Here is a 16,116-nt window from a genome sequence, read left to right as displayed (position 1 = left end):
ATATTATTATATCTTGTGCCTGTATAAATGTATTTTTCGACAAAGAAGGGTACAATAGAGTATAGAGATCAGGAAAGGGTGGAACGAAAAACCATGAACTTCAAAAAAATCGGCGTGATCGGCGGAGGAACCATGGGGCAAGGCATTGCCGAAATGCTGGCTGCCAAAGGTCTTGACGTGATGCTGGTAGAGAAAACCCCCGAAAAGCTTGAATATTCGTATGGAATGATTGAAACGAGCCTCGACAAACAGCTTGAAAAATGGGGGATTACGCTTGCTGAGAAAAAGCTGATTCTGAGCCGGATCCAAAAAGTAACTCACTTTGCGGAACTCAGCGCCTGCGATATGGTCATCGAGACGATCACGGAGGATCTGGAAGCGAAAAAGCAAGTGTTTGCACAGCTCGACCAGGTATGCCCAAGCAATATTATACTCGCCAGCAACACCTCCTCGCTTAGCTTGACCGAGCTTGCAAGCTCGACCATGTATCCGGAGCGGGTTATTGGCATGCACTTCATACATCCCGTATCGAAAGTAGATTTGGTAGAAATCATCCGCGGTCTGAAAACCTCTGAAAACACGTTCGCGGAAACGAAACGTTTTGTGGAAGAGGTTGTGGAGAAAAAAGGCATCATGGTGTATGAATCGCCAGGCTTTGTCTCGAGCCGCATGATTTGCCTTCTCATAAACGAAGCGCTGCATCTGCTTCAGGAAGGGGTGGCTTCCGCCGAGGATATCGATGACGCGATGAGAATCGGATACAGCTTTCAGTACGGACCGCTTGAAATGGCCGACCGCTTCGGTTTGGATTCCGTATTGGCCGCGCTGGAGCGGATGTTCCGCGAATTCGGCGAGCTGAAGTACCGTCCGTCCATCGTGATCAAAAAAATGGTCCGCGCGGGACATCTCGGCGTGAAAACCGGAGAAGGCTTTTTCAAGTACGACAAGGATGGTGACCGGATATGAAAATTCTCGTAATTAACGCAGGGAGCTCCTCGCTGAAATACCAGCTGTACGATATGACGGATGAGTCGGTTCTGGCGAAAGGACTGGTGGAACGGATCGGCATGGATTCCTCGATCCTGACCCATAAACCGACCGGCAAGCAGGACGTGACGGAGGTTAGCGAGATCTTGGAGCATACCACGGCAATCCGTAAAGTACTCGGCATGCTGATCCATGAAGAGCACGGCGTGATCTCTTCCATCGACGAGATTCAGGCCGTGGGACACCGCGTCGTTCACGGGGGCGAATACTTCAAGGAGTCGGCTCTGGTCGACGGACCGGCCAAAGCGGAAATCCGCCGTCTGTTCGACTTGGCGCCGCTGCATAACCCTGCTTCCATGATGGGGATCAAAGCGGCGGAGACGAATATGCCCGGCGTTCCGCAGGTCGTGGTATTCGATACGGCCTTCCATCAGACCATGCCGGAAAAATCATATCTGTACGCTATTCCAAGAGTTCTTTATAATAAATATAAAGTCCGCCGTTACGGCGCTCACGGGACGTCCCATGAGTATGTGAGCGAAACGGCTGCCGAATTCCTGAACCGTCCGATCGAGGACCTGAAGATCATTACCTGCCATATCGGCAACGGAGCGTCGATTACGGCCGTCCAAGGCGGCAAGTCGATCGACACCTCCATGGGCATGACTCCGCTGGAAGGCCTGATGATGGGCACGCGGAGCGGCGATCTCGATCCTGCCATCGTTCCTTACGTGATGAACAAGGAAGAATTGACGGTCAACGAAGTGAACTCGATGCTGAACAAGCACAGCGGTCTGCTCGCCATCTCGGGCATCAGCAGCGACATGCGGGAAATTACGGAGGGCATGGAAAAGGGAGAACCTAATTCCACGCTTGCTTTCGAAATGTACGAATACCGTTTGCGCAAATATATCGGGTCCTACGCAGCGGCCATGAACGGTGTGGACGTTATTGTATTTACCGCCGGTGTCGGTGAGAACTCCGTTGTTCTGCGTCAAAAAGTATTGGAGCAGCTGACCTACCTCGGCGTTGAACTGGATGAGGAGTTGAACAAAGTGCGTTCCGGAGATCCGCGCCGCATTTCTTCCGCCAACTCCAAAGTGGAAGTGCTTGTCATCCCAACCAACGAGGAACTGGTTATCGCAAGGGATACGCACCGCATCGTGCAAACGGCAAACAGTAAAGAGTAGTTAAAGGGAGAGATTAATGCATGGCCACGAAAAGTGTCATTCGTCAAGTCAGCCGGCACGTTGGGGAGACCGTGACGATCGGCGCCTGGATTAACAACAAGCGTTCCAGCGGGAAAATTCAATTTCTTCAGCTCCGGGACGGGACCGGGTATATCCAGGGCGTTGTAGTGAAAAACGAGGTTTCGGAGCAGGTCTGGAACGATGCGAAGAGCCTGACCCAGGAAAGCTCCTTGTATGTTACAGGCGTAATCCGGGAGGAGCCGCGCAGCCAATCAGGCTATGAGCTGACCGTTACCGGCATCGAGATCATCCATTTGACCGAGAATTATCCGATTACGCCGAAGGAGCATGGCGTGGATTATTTGATGGATCACCGTCATTTGTGGCTCCGTACGCAGAAGCAGCGCGCAATCATGGTTATTCGTGCCGAAATTATCCGTGCGATTCAGGAATTCTTTGATACGAACGGCTTTACGCTCGTGGATCCGCCGATCCTGACGCCGACCTCCGCGGAAGGAACGACAAACCTGTTCCACACGAAATATTTCGACGAGGACGCTTATCTTACGCAAAGCGGACAGCTTTACATGGAAGCGGCTGCCATGGCGCTGGGAAAAGTATACTCCTTCGGACCGACGTTCCGTGCCGAAAAATCCAAAACCCGCCGTCACCTGATCGAGTTCTGGATGATCGAGCCGGAAATGGCGTTTACGGATCACGAGGAAAGCCTCCGCGTTCAGGAAAACTTCATCAGCCATGTGGTGCAATCGGTCGTGAAAAACTGCCGGCAGGAGCTGGAAGCCGTAGGACGCGACATATCCAAGCTGGAAGCCATCCAGGCTCCATTCCCTCGCATCACCTACGACGAGGCTATCGAATTCCTGCAGTCGGAAGGCCATGAAATATCCTGGGGCGAGGATTTTGGCGCGCCGCATGAAACGGCAATCGCGGAGAAATACGAGAAGCCCGTGTTCATTACGCATTACCCTGCAAGCATCAAGGCTTTCTATATGAAGCCGGATCCGAATCGTCCGGAAGTCGTTCTCTGCGCCGATATGATCGCGCCGGAAGGCTATGGCGAGATTATCGGAGGCTCGCAGCGCATCGACGATCCGAAACTTCTGGAAGAGCGGTTTAAAGAGCATCATCTGTCCATGGAAACCTACCAGTGGTACATGGACCTCAGAACATACGGAACCGTTCCGCATGCCGGCTTCGGTCTCGGACTGGAGCGGACCGTTGCGTGGATCTGCGGCCTGGATCACGTGCGTGAAACCATTCCATTCCCTCGCACCCTGTACCGGCTGTATCCGTAAGTGGAGGACAGAAGTTTGAACCGGCCCAATGCCGGCGACGAAGTTAAAGCCTGGGCAGCCGGTGCCGCAGCCGGAATGAATCAGGGTACTGCCCTGATTCCGTATGCCTTGCTCCGCTATTACCGGACGCTCGGGTTAAGCGGGAACGACTGCATGCTGCTCATTCATTTGATCGGGTTTCAACAGGTGGAGTTCAAGGCTTTTCCCTCGTTGGAAGAGCTGCAGCATGTTACCGGAGCCTCGGCAGAATCGATTGCAATGGCTTTGCAGAGACTGATGAAAAAAGGCCTGCTCGGGATAGACGAACATGTGGATCACGAACGCGGGATCCAATTTGAACGATATAACTTGAGCGGGGTATATGAAGAGCTGGGACGCTGCTTGGCCGAAGACAGCCGCAGCGGAAACAGCGAAAGCGCCGGAACGCCGGGCGAGCGGAGCACGCTGGTCCCTTCGGCCCCTTCGCACCGCAGCTTTACGCCGGCATCGAACGTGTCGTCGCCGGTTCAAGAGGAACGGAATCTCTTTTCCATATTCGAGAAAGAATTCGGCCGTCCGCTGTCTCCCATGGAGCTGGAGACGATCTCCGGCTGGGTGGATCAGGACCGGTATCCCGACGAACTGATCCTGCTTGCTCTGAAAGAAGCGGTGTTTGCCGGAAAAGTGCATTTCCGGTACATCGACCGGATCTTGCTGGAATGGAGCCGGAACCGAGTGCGCACGGCTCAGGATGCCAAGGCATATACCCAAAAGTTCAGAAACATAGGCAGATCATGAAAAGCACGTCCTTGAGTGGACGTGCTTTTTTTTCTGGGAAGCCTGATATTCATCATCGGGTGAACGGCTTGCTTCTTCTTAGCATGTCGATACGCGGCTTAAACTCTCACGATTTCTTTTTTACCGGATAACACAACTCCGTTACCCATAGATCCGGATTCGGTTCAGTCCCCGGACCGACATGATAAATGTTAAACATAGGGCCGTTTATTTCATATTGATTGCCCGAGATCCATGCCGCAATCACTTCATTCGCAGCTCCCAATTGTTCGTAGCTTCCTTCAATCATGGTGGATGTCACCAGCTGCTCAGGAACTTGCTTGAAACGGACATGCTCCGTGTCCTGGTAAGGGCCGATAACAGAAATCTGTATCTCAACGTCCACATCCGCTTCTTTATAGCCTTCATCATGAAATACCGCGAGGCTCATTCGAGGTTCTGCAAGTTGAAGCCGATACCCTCTTGTTTCTTCCATGAGCTGGTTCCACAACAGCCCCTCTTGATTATACGTTGGAATGATTTTGCGAAGGCTCGCTACATATCTTGAACTAATTTCTTTAAGGGTAACATTGTATTTCATAGGTAAACCATCCTTTCCGAGTTGTTGGATCGCTGTCTGAATGATCGACAACCTGCCCTTTAATAATTGTTCTTGTTCCTTCATTTGCGCTTGTTGAATCAAAAGATGTTTTCGAAGACTCTCGCATCGCCGTATTCCTTCAAAATCGACCCGATCAACGCAAGGCTAAAGCCCATATCCTTTAATGAACGGATTCGGTTCGCGAGCACGAGCTGTCCTGCCTTGTAATAACGATATCCTGTCATTTCATCCACGTATTCGGGTACAAGCAAACCCATTTCATCGTAGTGTCGGAGCATCCGTATACTGACCCTCGACAGTTTGGAGAAATCACCTATTCGAAACATGCACGATCTTCCTTCCACCGCGGTATTTTGCCTGAGCTCATCTTGAGTATGATGTATACCATTATGGTAGAGTCAATAACGCTAATCATTTTTTTAAAAAAAATTTTCGCTCTGGTATTTCTTTTTTACATGAAAAGGGGTTGAAAATGACGTTGCGTCACCTTGTATAATCGGCTTATACGATAAGAGTAGGAAGCAGGTGTTTGAATCGATTCCCATTCAAGAAATAACAAAACAGACGGGCATAACCGTCAGAACGCTGCGTTACTATGATCAGATCGGTTTACTGATCCCTTCAGCGAGGACACAGGGGAAACACCGGATGTATAGCGATGAAGATCTGAAGAAGCTGCAGCAGATTCAATTTTTAAAAAGCTTAGGCTTCAGTCTCCAGGAAATTTCGGACATGCTCAAGAACCGGGAATGGAATTGGTCAACCAGTTTGAAAAATCAATTAGACTATGTTCTAAATGAACAAAAAAGGTTGAGGCAAATAGAGTCTGCTTTGCGGGAGCTGCTTCATAGTATCGCGTTGGAAGGAGAAACGAGTTGGACGGTTATTCAAAAACTTATCCAGCTGTCCGGAAGCGAACCGGCGTTGAGGCAAGCGTTCCGTAATCAGATGTTTGAAGACCGCGAAAAGGAATTGCTGAGTCTGCTTCCTAACATGAACAGCGATGATCCCGACTCTCTGGAATGGATCGCTTTGCTGGGACAACTCAAAAGGCATATGAAAGACGGACCGAAATCGTCCGAGGTTCAACGAATCGTAGGACGAATGGACGAAAAACGATTGGAAACCTTTAAGGATGAAGACACTTTTATCGAAAAGTTATGGGATATCAGAAATTCGCCGGATCTATCCGAGCAAATGGGTCTATATCCGATTGAACAGGAGCTTCTTGAATTGATGGGGCAAGCATTCGATATTTATACGGCTCGCAAGGAACAACAGCCTGAACAGGAGGAAGGATCTTGACCATAGAACTGCTTCTCTCCGTTGGGGCATTATCGCTGTTAGATACGCTTAGTCCAGCCACGCTAGGAGTAACCGTATATTTACTAATCTCTGAGAGGGACCGGCTTGTCCCACGTTTATTAGTTTATTTGATAACGGTGGCGGGATTTTACTTCTTCGTTGGCGTTTCGCTGATGCTGGGTTTAGATGTCGTTTTTGAATCGGTATCTAACGTTCTTCAGAATCGGACGGTAAGCTGGCTCATGGCTATAGTTGGAGGAGCCTTATTTATCGGCAGTTTTTATGTCACTACGGAGAAAACAACCGAACCGCGCCGTCCAAAATCAAAAAGCATCGGTGCGATGATCGGGCTCGGACTTACCACTTCATTGATTGAAGTGGCGACGGCACTGCCTTATTTTGCGGCGATTGGGCTTATGACCGCTGCGCAATTGCCGATCGTTCAGTGGGCACCCATTTTGGTTGCGTATAATTTCATTATGATTCTACCGCCGTTGTTGCTGTTTGGACTTCATCTCGTATTTGGCCGCAAGATGCAGAGACCTTTGGAGAAGTTTCGAATAAAAATCGCCAAAAGCTCCGGCTCGGCACTTTCCTGGATTATGTGCATTGCCGGGCTTATCCTGCTGCTAAACAGCATCGATAATTTGTAACTTTTTAGCGAGAATCTTGGAGCGATCGTTAAAATGAATGCTCATCATAGGAAACGATAAATACCGAGAGGCAGTGGTATGCTAATTATAGAAAACAGGATTCACGTATAAAGCTTAAGATAACGAAAGATGACTAAAAGACAGGTAAGGAGAATTTTGATGATCCAATGGAAAGAAGAGACGATCATTGAGGCCAATATTGAGACCTATATTGTAGTAGATCTCGAATACGAAAATACACCTGACAAAAAACATAACAAAATCGGGTTTACTTTAGCGAGAATATTTGAGATTGAAGCATCCTTTACTCTCATTAAAGTGGATGACAGACATACCCGATTCATATATAGCGGTCAGAACAAAGGGGTTAACTGGCTGGGCAAAATCATGGTGAAGCTGATGGGAACCAAAAATAATCGGAAGGTTGTGTTTGATTTTATGGAGCGTGTTCGGGGCGAAGCCATAAAAGATCAGGACAGCATCGCATGAATTCCTGCTTCATTTCTTGACCGCATGCGGTTGTTTGCTGACTATTTTCAGAACTAGTTAAGAAAACGTTGTCCCTTTTCTAGAAAACCATGTGTTATACCTAATGACTTTTACCATATCCATGATAAGGAAATTAACGACTTGAAGAGAGAGATCTACGGAAAGGATACACTGCTGAACTTTTCTTCAGGTACTCTTTCTCTGGGAACACTTTCTACGTTTCAGGCAGAAGCCCGAAAGCAAGGGATGCCCAATACCGATTATCCATTTCGTCTCCTGAAAGACTATTCCTTTAAAGAGGGGAACTTGTCCAATATGGGTCTTTCGGGATTGTTTAATGATCATGGGCCTTCAGCAACCTATTATAAAATTCAAAATGAGCTGATCCGGCAGGCTGAAGTTTCAACGAATCATAAGAAAGTGTTTATTAAAAAGCTGGAATCTTCAAGATGGAAGCAGGTTAGCCTCCATTATGTCAAAGGCCGGGACCAGGAAGATTATATAACGGTAAATGCGGTAATGCGCGGCGGAATTACGGAAAAACAAGAGTTGAAGTATACAGATGAGGATCACGTCGAAAAGCTTACCCTAAAGGGACAGGATATGATCTACATTCGCTACGGGAATAGCCATACTAAGCAAGGGCTAAGTTGGGTTGACGAGAAAAACAATCTCCAATACTTCATATCAAACAGCATCAAAAGCAATTTAACAAAAGAAGAGTTGCTGAGGATAGCGGAAGCTTTCATCCGCTAAATATAATTCTCATGCCAGCAACCATCACAACCCGGCACCGGAAATGGTGCCGGGTTTTATTGTATACTGGGGAATAGATATGAGTCAGGGGGAATAACCGATGAACGAAGCGATTCTCGTCATAGAAGATGAAGATAAAATTGCTCGGCTGCTGCAGATCGAGCTGGAATATGAGGGATACCGGGTAGGAAAGGCGAGCACGGGAACGGAGGGCCTTGAAGCTTACCGTTCCGGCAGTTGGGACCTCATTCTATTGGACGTCATGCTGCCGAAATTGAGCGGGATCGAGGTGCTTCGGCGCATACGCCAGCAGAATGCCCGGGTTCCGGTTATTTTGCTCACGGCGAAGGACTCGGTGGAGGACAAGGTGTCCGGCCTTGATCTCGGCGCGAATGATTACGTCACGAAGCCGTTTCAAATCGAGGAGCTGCTGGCCCGGATTCGTGCGGCATTGCGTTTGAGCAGCACCGCAACCTTTGATCAACCGCCAGCCGCCGCCATGGAGGAAGGGTGGTTAAGCGCGGCAGCCTGCGGCTTAACGAGCAAACCCGGGAGATCGTTCGCGACGGCGACAGCGTGGAGCTAACGCCGCGGGAATTCGATCTGCTGAGGTTTTTGCTTAGGCATCAGCGCCAGGTGCTGACCCGGGAACAGATATTGCAGGCGGTGTGGGGATATGATTATTACGGGGATACCAACGTTGTGGACGTATATATCCGCTATATTCGCAAAAAGATCGACCATGGCCGGTCTTCGGAACTGATCCATACGGTTCGCGGGGTCGGATACGTCCTGAAGGAGCAGGCATGAAGCTGAGGAGCAAAATACATTTATATTCCTCCGTTCTGTTCGCGGTTCTGCTCGTCGCCGTGAACCTTTCGGTTTATATCCTTTTTGACCGTATGTCCTTCGGCAACGAGGTGAAACGGGCCGAAGCGGAGGCGGAGTCGATCGTCCAAGGAGTTCAGCGATCCGCCGGTTCCATACCGCCGGATGATCTGCTCCGGGCGTACGCTCCGCTGGACGGAATGCTGCGTATCGTGAAACCGGACGGAACCAGCTCGCCCCCGGTAACCACATCTGAGGAATCGAAGCTGAGCGAACTGAAATACGCCTATGTAACGGAACGCATGACCGACCGCCTTAGCGTGGAAGGGATCGGTTATGCCTGGGTTTCCATTCCGGTGATTTGGCCCGATGGCGAAGTCGTTAACGTTCAGCTCACGGAAAGCATGGCCGAAACCGAGAGCCGCCTCGGGGTCCTGCGCACGGTGCTGATCGGGGTAACCTTGATCGCGCTTATTCCTGCCGTTCTTTCGAGCCGCATGCTCGCGGACCGGGTGGCGAGGCCGATTGCTTCCATGACCGGAACGATGAAGGATATCCTGCGCAGCGGCCGCTTCAAACGCCTCAGCCTTGCCGGGCCGTCCAAAGACGAGCTGAAGGAAATGGGAGAGACGTTCAACCGGATGATGGATATGCTGGAGTCCAGCTTCGAGCGGCAGGAGCGCTTTGTGTCGGATGCTTCGCACGAGCTCAAAACACCGCTCACGATCATCGAAAGCTATGCAAGCCTGCTGCAGCGCCGGGGACGGGAACGGCCGGAGATTTTCGACGAGGCTGTGGAGGCCATTTTGTCGGAAGCCGTCCGGATGCGCGGGATGACGGAAACGCTGCTGATGCTGGCCCGAAAGCCCGAACAGTGGAACGTAACCAAGGAAGAGGTGGATATGGTCCAGCTTGCGGAAGAATCGGTTCGTGCATTTCAAAACGCATACCACCGGAAGATCACGCTGATCGCAGACAAGCCCTGCGGCCGAAATACAGATTCCGGCAAGCTTAAGCAGCTGCTGTTTATTTTGCTGGACAATGCCCGTAAATACAGCGAGGCTGACATAACGGTTGAAGTCGGGGAAAACGGCAGGGAGCAGTGGATTACCGTATACGATCAAGGGATCGGAATACCGAAGGACGAGTTGGACAAAGTCTTTGACCGTTTTTACCGGGTCGATCCGGCCCGGACGCGGGGAACCGGTGCCGGAGGTTCAGGGCTGGGGCTTTCTCTCGCAAAAGATATCGCCGGCGCTCTCGGGGCCCGGCTTAGACTGGACAGCCGGGAGGGCGAAGGAACGACCGCTTCCATCATTTTTTCGATGGAGCAATAAAATCTCAGCGATTTCTAATTTTCATTAGCTATGCTGGATGAAGAAACGAACATAATGAGGTGGCGTCAATGAATTCACGAAGGAAACGCTGGACCTGGTTAGGCATTTCCATAATAGCTGCAGCAGCTTTACTGTTCATCATATGGCAGTCATCAACGGCCGGGGACCCGATGCTGTCGGCACGGGAGGCTGAGTTGGAAGTGCTGAAGCAGTACCCCGGAAACATCGAACAAACCAAGCTTGAGAACGGGCAATACAAGCTGCAGCTTCGCTCCCGGACGGGTCTGTACCAGGTTGTCCTCGACGCCCGTTCGGGCTCGGTAAAGTCCATCCGGCAGGTTGAGAAGACGGAAAATACGAAGCAGAAAACGCTGAAAAGCCGGGAGGAGATAAAAACAGAACTCCGGCAGCGCATCGATGGACAAGTAGATAAGCTGGAGCTAATCCGAAAAGACGGCAAGCAGGTATATGAGGCCATTATTACGAACAAGGACAAGAGCAGACGGGAGATCATCCTGGACCCGCACACCGGGGACACGATATCGACCCGCAAAATGTCCGGCCCTTCCAAGGAAGGCGACGAAACCGCCCGGCTGCTCACGGAGAAGGAAGCATCCAAGCTAGCCCTTGCCAGAATTCCCGGCGAGGTGGACGATGTGGAGCTTCGAGGCACCAAGGACGGCGTTCCTTATTATCTGATCGAAATCGAATTGGCCGATGGCCGGGAAGCCACCGTTGAGGTGAATGCGATATCGGGGGCGGTCCGCACGGTAACCTGGGATTCGGATAACGCCGAAGATGACGGATCGTAATTGCCCGTTATAGAGTAGTTTTCGTATATTCTGTGAAAGAGAACTCCATTTTCTCATCAAATTTTAATGTTTCTCTTTCCGGCCTCTCATGACCGCCGGGTATTCTAAATATGAAGGCAATCATGAGATATCTAATTCGAAGGAGGAAACCACGAATGAATCGAAAAATGTGGATTGGAACTTTGTCGGCAGCGCTGCTGTTTGGAGGGACTGCGGTTACAGCAGGTCAAGTAAACGGAGATAGCGCGGACAGCAAGGCAGGAATGAACAACATAACGCAAGCCGGACAGAAATACATTACCGTCGAGCAGGCGAAGACCGCTGCATTAAAAGCAGTCAAGGGCCATGTCGAGGATGTGGACCTGGAACGCAAGCAGGGTAAAGTATATTACGAAGTTGAGGTGGAACAAGCCGGCGGTCATGATAAAGATGTGCATGTTGATGCCGTGAGCGGCAAAGTTCTGGCTGTATTGGATAGAGATATGGATGATGAAGACGACCGGGACCGCCACTATGAATCGAAGAACCCGTCCACCAAGGTAAAAATTACTTCCAAGCAGGCTTCGGACATTGCCGCCAAGACGGTAAGCGGCGGCAAGGTTATCAAAGTCAAGCTGGATGAGGACGACAACCGGTACATTTATGAGGTGAAACTTAGAACTTCTAAGGGGAAAGCTGAAGTAGATATCGATGCGGTCACGGGCAAAGTGCTCTCCGTCGATCATGATTATAACGATGATCATGACCATGATGATCACGATGATCATGATGAAGATTGATAACTTGTTTTTGAAAGCTAGTTGAAAATCTTGCAATCTAAGGTTTCTAAAAGCATGAAGACCATTGGGCGATGATCCCTTTTGAAAGGGAGACATGGCCTGATGGTCTTTTTTTAGGGATCGATTTTTAATGGAATCTGCATTTTTCTGTAGAGCGTTCTCTATCTGTTAGGTTATGATTTGTAAAGGAAGGGAGAGGGGATGTTGGACAAATATAAAGCGGTTATTTTTGATCTGGACAACACGCTGCTTGACTACGACCTGAGCGAGCGAAGCTGCATGAAGCAGGCGCTTGGGAATCATCTGCACCATGAACAACTGGAATGGGACGAGTTTTGGGCGGTGTTTGGGCCGATCAATCTCAAGTACTGGATGGATAGAATCCATAACAATCACAGCATCGATCAAGTGTTGGGGCACTCCTTTACGGACACGTTCCGGCAGTTGAAGAGGGAAGCGGCCAACCCGCGCGAATTGACGGAAACGTATTGGAATCTGTTTTGCGGCACCTGTCATCTGGAACCTAATGCAGATATATTGATAAATTCGCTTCATGGAAAATACTCGCTTGGCATTTTGTCCAATGGCATTGGATCGGCGCAGCGCAAGCGGCTGGAGACCGGTGGCTTGATCCATCATTTCGATGCTCTGGTCATCTCGGATGAAGTCCGTTGCTGGAACCTGACCGGCAAATCTTTGAGCTGATGCTGAAGGAGCTTAAGGTTCGTCCGGAGGAAGCTTTGTATATCGGCGATTCTTTAAGAGACGACTACGAGGGAGCCAGAGGGGCGGGGATCGATTTCTGTCTTTACCGCGGCCGCGATCAGGTGTTGGAGGCGCACCAAAAGCGACGTATATTATAGAGGATTTGCTTGAGCTGGCCAAGGTGCTGAGTGCATAAGGGAAAATACGATAAGACCTGGTGGTAGGGCAGAGGAGAATAGCAGTTGTCCGAACGGAAAGAGAAACGTTTGTTTTGGTTTGCATTTATCATTTTTACGGCAACGGTTATCGGAGGCCAGATCCTGCCGCTGTCCGGCGCATTCATAGGAGGGTTTCTGCTTGCAGGTGTCATGTGCACGCCTGTTTCTCCCGATGCCAAAAAGGCTGCCGGACTTTGTGCGGCCTTGCTGACCGGATATGGGCTTTATGCCCTGACCGGCCCCGTTCTGAAAGCTCCGTTGGAGGAGTACGGGGAATGGTCGATCATTGCATCACGAATGGCTCTAACGGCTTGGATCATGCCATTTTTCGTTTTGGGGCGTTTTTTGAACACCGAAGTTACATATCTGACCCCGGGCGGCTGGAGCCATAAGATTTATTTTCCCTTGATACTAAAAGGGCCCGTGCAGGACCCGATATGGCGTTTTCTTATCATCTTTGCAGCCGTAGCCGTATTTTCGTTCTCATGGATGATCGACTGGAACCAGCCTGACATCGTTCAACTCCTGGTTTATGCCTTTGGTTTTTCCGCCGTTAACGCGATCCTGGAAGAGATCTTGTGGCGGGGGTACATTTTAAGCGGTTTTGCCGGGTTATTCGGGGAAGTGAAAGGGATATTCATTGCGGGTACCGGTTTCGGGTTCTATCATCTTCATCTCGGTTTTTCATGGTGGGTGTGCCTGTTGTTTGCAGTGTTCGGGTGGATGATGTCGGCGGTCGCGGTTCGGTCGCAAGGTCTTTTGCCTGTCATTGCAATGCACTTTATGATGAATATGCTATTTGTCCTGAGCGGAATGATTTTTTGAAGATCCGGTTATGGCAGGTTTTTGTTTTTTAATGCCGGGAGTGGTAAAGTGAAGCTTGGAGAACAAATAGATGGAGGTAACATCCTATGCCAGGAATCGCGAAAAATCTAACGGAGCTGATCGGAAACACGCCGCTGTTGGAATTATCAAACTTTAACCGGAAGCATCAGCTGCAGGGCAAGGTCATTGCCAAGCTGGAATACTTTAACCCCGCGAGCAGCGTGAAGGACCGGATTGGATATGCCATGATCAAGGATGCCGAGGAAAAAGGGCTGCTCAAACCGGGTTCGGTCATTGTGGAGCCGACCAGCGGAAATACCGGAGTCGGGCTGGCGTTTGCCGCTGCCGCACTGGGATATAAACTGATTATTACGCTGCCGGAAAGTTTCAGCGTGGAGCGCAGAAAGCTGCTCGCCGCGCTTGGCGCCGAACTGGTGTTGACGCCGTCGAACGAAGGCATGGCCGGCGCCATCAAACGCGCGGAGGAGATAGCGGCATCGACGCCGGGGGCGTTCCTTCCGCAGCAGTTCGAAAATCCGGCCAACCCGGCGGTTCACAAAAAAACGACCGCGGAAGAAATTTGGCGCGACACGAATGGGGAAGTGGATATTTTTGTGGCCGGCGTCGGCACCGGCGGCACCATATCGGGTGTAGGCGAGGTGCTGAAGCAGAAAAAGAACGATGTCAGGATTGTTGCCGTCGAACCGGCTGATTCCCCGGTACTATCCGGCGGTGAACGGGGAGCGCACCAGATCCAGGGGATCGGGGCCGGCTTTGTACCCGGCAATTTCAATCGGGAAATCGTCGACGAGATTTTGACGGTCAGCAACCAGGACGCCATTGACACGTCGCGCGAGCTGGCCAAATCCGAAGGTTTGCTCGTGGGCATTTCTTCGGGCGCTGCCGCATATGCCGCCATGCAGTTGGCCGCCCGCCCGGAGTATACCGGGAAAAATATCGTCGTTCTTCTGCCTGACAGCGGCGAGCGGTACCTGTCCACCAATTTGTTCGAGGATATTTAAGAACGACCCGGACAAATGAATGAAGGATTACGCTTCAAATCGAATACGTTTCAACCGGACCTGGCAAGGATTAACTTTGCCAGGTTCTTTTTTTTTAGATATAAAAGAATAAGCTTCAGAGACACGCCTTCCTTATATCGCAAGAAAAACTTCCGCTAAAATGCGGTCTGTCTTCAGAGAAAGTACGTCGAAAGACGTTTTTTTTTAAGATATAAGAAAGTATAAGCTTCAGAGACACGGCTTCCTTATATCGCAAGAAAAACTTCCGCTAAAAGCGGTCTGTCTTCAGAGAAAGTACGTCGAAAGACGTTTTTTCTTATATTTATAATGGCTTTTCGTCTTACCTTTCGACAAAAAATTCAAAATGAATTCAAACGGCTGGTTTATACTATAATCGGCCGTTTTTTTATGCAGCGAGCCCAGCCAATCCTGACGCAATCCGCCGGGGAGAGACCGGTTCAGGCAAAGACCCCTTCAAGAAAGCAGACAATCTTGGATGGACCAATGTCCGGCGGTTTAAAGTAAGAAGTATGATTTTTGCGGTTGACAAAGAGAGAAAAGGAGAATTGGGATAGAAAAGGAGATGGAGAGAGAAAGTTATGAAAACTTATTCGGAGAATATGTCGAATTCCATCGATCATTTGACGGTTCAGGACATGTCTGCGATTTCTTCCTCACTTTTACAGGAGTCAATGCTGGCGATAGTTAGCTTAGAAGGGGATATTGTAAAAGTTAGTAAACGTTTTGAGGCGATGTTTTATGATGATGGTGCCGGCAAGGATTCAGGTCCGTTACATTTGAACGGGCTGATCGACAAAAAGGGCCCAAGGAATTTTTTTAGTGATTTGAAGGAAGAAATGAAGACGGCGAACTTATGGACCGGTCAGATCCGGTTGAAAAATAATCGAAACCAATCGTTTCATGCCTTTATGCAGATAAGCCAAGATAAGAAACTATCAAGCTATATCTTACAGGTGTTCCCGCTTGGGCAAGTGAATGAATATGAACGGCTTCGCTCATTGGCATATACCGACGAATTGACGGGAATTCAGAATTTCAGGAATTTTCGCGAACGCATGTACGAGAAGCTTGGACGCGGGGCCAAGGGAGGCAAGTTCGGCCTTCTTTTTATCGATATCGATCATTTTAAAAAGGTCAATGATGTCTATGGCCATGTCGTGGGGGACAAGGTGCTGAAGGCTTGCGCAAGCCGGTTGGTCAAGTATGCTTTCCCATGGGGCCAAGTCTATCGGAAGAGCGGCGATGAATTTGTCATGATCGTGGATGAACTGAACCATATAGACAAAATGATCCGGCAAATCCTCAAAGAGTTCGAGCGACCTTTTTTCATTGAAGGTCGGAACATGCTGATCCGTATCAGCATCGGTTCCAGCCGTTATCCGGAACAGGGGATCGAAATGGAGCCCTTGATCAGAATGGCGGACGAGTCGATGTATCTGGCGAAAAAGCATAAAAAGTATAAAGTAATCCATGGTTGAGCAAAGGTGAAAACAGA

The 16,116-nt window shown here is 49.8% G+C and carries 18 protein-coding genes and 1 pseudogene; 17 read left to right on the top strand and 2 right to left on the bottom strand.

Features of this window, described 5'->3' with window-relative positions:
• Positions 1–27: 27 nt before the first annotated feature.
• Genes XI25_RS20735 through XI25_RS20720 form a run of 4 tightly spaced genes read left to right on the top strand, consistent with a single transcriptional unit; the run spans position 28 to position 4,270 of the window.
• Positions 28–966, top strand: a complete 939-nt coding sequence (locus XI25_RS20735) for a 3-hydroxyacyl-CoA dehydrogenase family protein (RefSeq protein ID WP_327204836.1) — start codon at positions 28–30, stop codon at positions 964–966.
• Positions 963–2,177, top strand: a complete 1,215-nt coding sequence (locus tag XI25_RS20730; protein WP_046680046.1) for an acetate/propionate family kinase — start codon at positions 963–965, stop codon at positions 2,175–2,177. Before XI25_RS20735 ends, XI25_RS20730 begins: the two co-directional genes overlap by 4 nt.
• 20 nt (positions 2,178–2,197) lie before the next feature.
• Positions 2,198–3,493: an asparagine--tRNA ligase gene (gene asnS / locus XI25_RS20725; RefSeq protein WP_046680045.1), complete on the top strand. Its 1,296-nt coding sequence runs from the start codon at positions 2,198–2,200 to the stop codon at positions 3,491–3,493.
• Positions 3,494–3,508: 15 nt separating this feature from the next.
• Positions 3,509–4,270: a DnaD domain-containing protein gene (locus XI25_RS20720; protein ID WP_046680044.1), complete on the top strand. Its 762-nt coding sequence runs from the start codon at positions 3,509–3,511 to the stop codon at positions 4,268–4,270.
• A gap of 106 nt (positions 4,271–4,376) precedes the next feature.
• Here XI25_RS20720 and XI25_RS20715 read toward each other — a convergent pair whose 3' ends face one another.
• Together XI25_RS20715 and XI25_RS35105 are read right to left on the bottom strand one after the other, a co-directional pair.
• On the bottom strand, positions 4,377–4,934 hold the full coding sequence (locus XI25_RS20715; RefSeq protein ID WP_235440045.1) for a GyrI-like domain-containing protein: 558 nt from the start codon (positions 4,932–4,934) through the stop codon (positions 4,377–4,379).
• Between the two features lie 14 nt (positions 4,935–4,948).
• Positions 4,949–5,197, bottom strand: coding sequence for a MerR family transcriptional regulator (locus XI25_RS35105; RefSeq protein WP_235440040.1), 249 nt, complete (start codon positions 5,195–5,197; stop codon positions 4,949–4,951).
• 199 nt (positions 5,198–5,396) lie between these two features.
• Here XI25_RS35105 and XI25_RS20710 point away from each other — a divergent pair, with 199 nt between their 5' ends.
• From XI25_RS20710 to XI25_RS31510, 13 genes and pseudogenes are all read left to right on the top strand, one after another.
• Entirely contained in the window at positions 5,397–6,176 is a 780-nt protein-coding gene (locus XI25_RS20710) for a MerR family transcriptional regulator (protein WP_046680043.1), read from the top strand.
• Positions 6,173–6,829, top strand: coding sequence for a GAP family protein (locus XI25_RS20705; RefSeq protein WP_082112453.1), 657 nt, complete (start codon positions 6,173–6,175; stop codon positions 6,827–6,829). Before XI25_RS20710 ends, XI25_RS20705 begins: the two co-directional genes overlap by 4 nt.
• Positions 6,830–6,988: 159 nt before the next feature.
• Positions 6,989–7,318, top strand: a complete 330-nt coding sequence (locus tag XI25_RS20700) for a hypothetical protein (RefSeq protein WP_052759697.1) — start codon at positions 6,989–6,991, stop codon at positions 7,316–7,318.
• Positions 7,319–7,459: 141 nt separating this feature from the next.
• Positions 7,460–8,074, top strand: coding sequence for a DUF4367 domain-containing protein (locus tag XI25_RS20695; protein ID WP_046680041.1), 615 nt, complete (start codon positions 7,460–7,462; stop codon positions 8,072–8,074).
• 100 nt (positions 8,075–8,174) lie between these two features.
• Positions 8,175–8,884: pseudogene (locus XI25_RS20690) on the top strand (response regulator transcription factor).
• Positions 8,881–10,239 carry a sensor histidine kinase gene (locus tag XI25_RS20685; RefSeq protein ID WP_046680040.1) on the top strand — a complete coding sequence of 453 codons (1,359 nt, stop codon included), beginning with the start codon at positions 8,881–8,883 and terminating at the stop codon, positions 10,237–10,239. The pseudogene XI25_RS20690 and the gene XI25_RS20685 overlap by 4 nt, the downstream one beginning before the upstream one ends.
• Before the next feature lie 68 nt (positions 10,240–10,307).
• On the top strand, positions 10,308–11,051 hold the full coding sequence (locus XI25_RS31515) for a PepSY domain-containing protein (RefSeq protein ID WP_052759696.1): 744 nt from the start codon (positions 10,308–10,310) through the stop codon (positions 11,049–11,051).
• Positions 11,052–11,206: 155 nt separating this feature from the next.
• Positions 11,207–11,830: a PepSY domain-containing protein gene (locus tag XI25_RS20675; protein ID WP_046680039.1), complete on the top strand. Its 624-nt coding sequence runs from the start codon at positions 11,207–11,209 to the stop codon at positions 11,828–11,830.
• Between the two features lie 201 nt (positions 11,831–12,031).
• Entirely contained in the window at positions 12,032–12,535 is a 504-nt protein-coding gene (locus XI25_RS35870) for an HAD family hydrolase (RefSeq protein ID WP_268794548.1), read from the top strand.
• Positions 12,502–12,693, top strand: a complete 192-nt coding sequence (locus tag XI25_RS35865; RefSeq protein ID WP_268794547.1) for an HAD family hydrolase — start codon at positions 12,502–12,504, stop codon at positions 12,691–12,693. Before XI25_RS35870 ends, XI25_RS35865 begins: the two co-directional genes overlap by 34 nt.
• A gap of 84 nt (positions 12,694–12,777) precedes the next feature.
• Complete coding sequence (locus XI25_RS20665) at positions 12,778–13,578, top strand: CPBP family intramembrane glutamic endopeptidase (RefSeq protein ID WP_052759695.1); 801 nt, start codon at positions 12,778–12,780, stop codon at positions 13,576–13,578.
• Between the two features lie 86 nt (positions 13,579–13,664).
• Positions 13,665–14,600: a cysteine synthase A gene (gene cysK, locus XI25_RS20660; protein ID WP_046680038.1), complete on the top strand. Its 936-nt coding sequence runs from the start codon at positions 13,665–13,667 to the stop codon at positions 14,598–14,600.
• A 599-nt stretch (positions 14,601–15,199) separates the two neighbouring features.
• On the top strand, positions 15,200–16,099 hold the full coding sequence (locus XI25_RS31510; RefSeq protein ID WP_052759694.1) for a GGDEF domain-containing protein: 900 nt from the start codon (positions 15,200–15,202) through the stop codon (positions 16,097–16,099).
• Positions 16,100–16,116: the final 17 nt, after the last annotated feature.

The organism is Paenibacillus sp. DMB20 (genome assembly GCF_000987955.1).
GTDB lineage: Bacteria > Bacillota > Bacilli > Paenibacillales > Paenibacillaceae > Paenibacillus_AQ.
The sequence above is the reverse complement of the archived record's forward strand: the minus strand, read 5'-3'. Positions and strand labels throughout refer to the sequence as shown.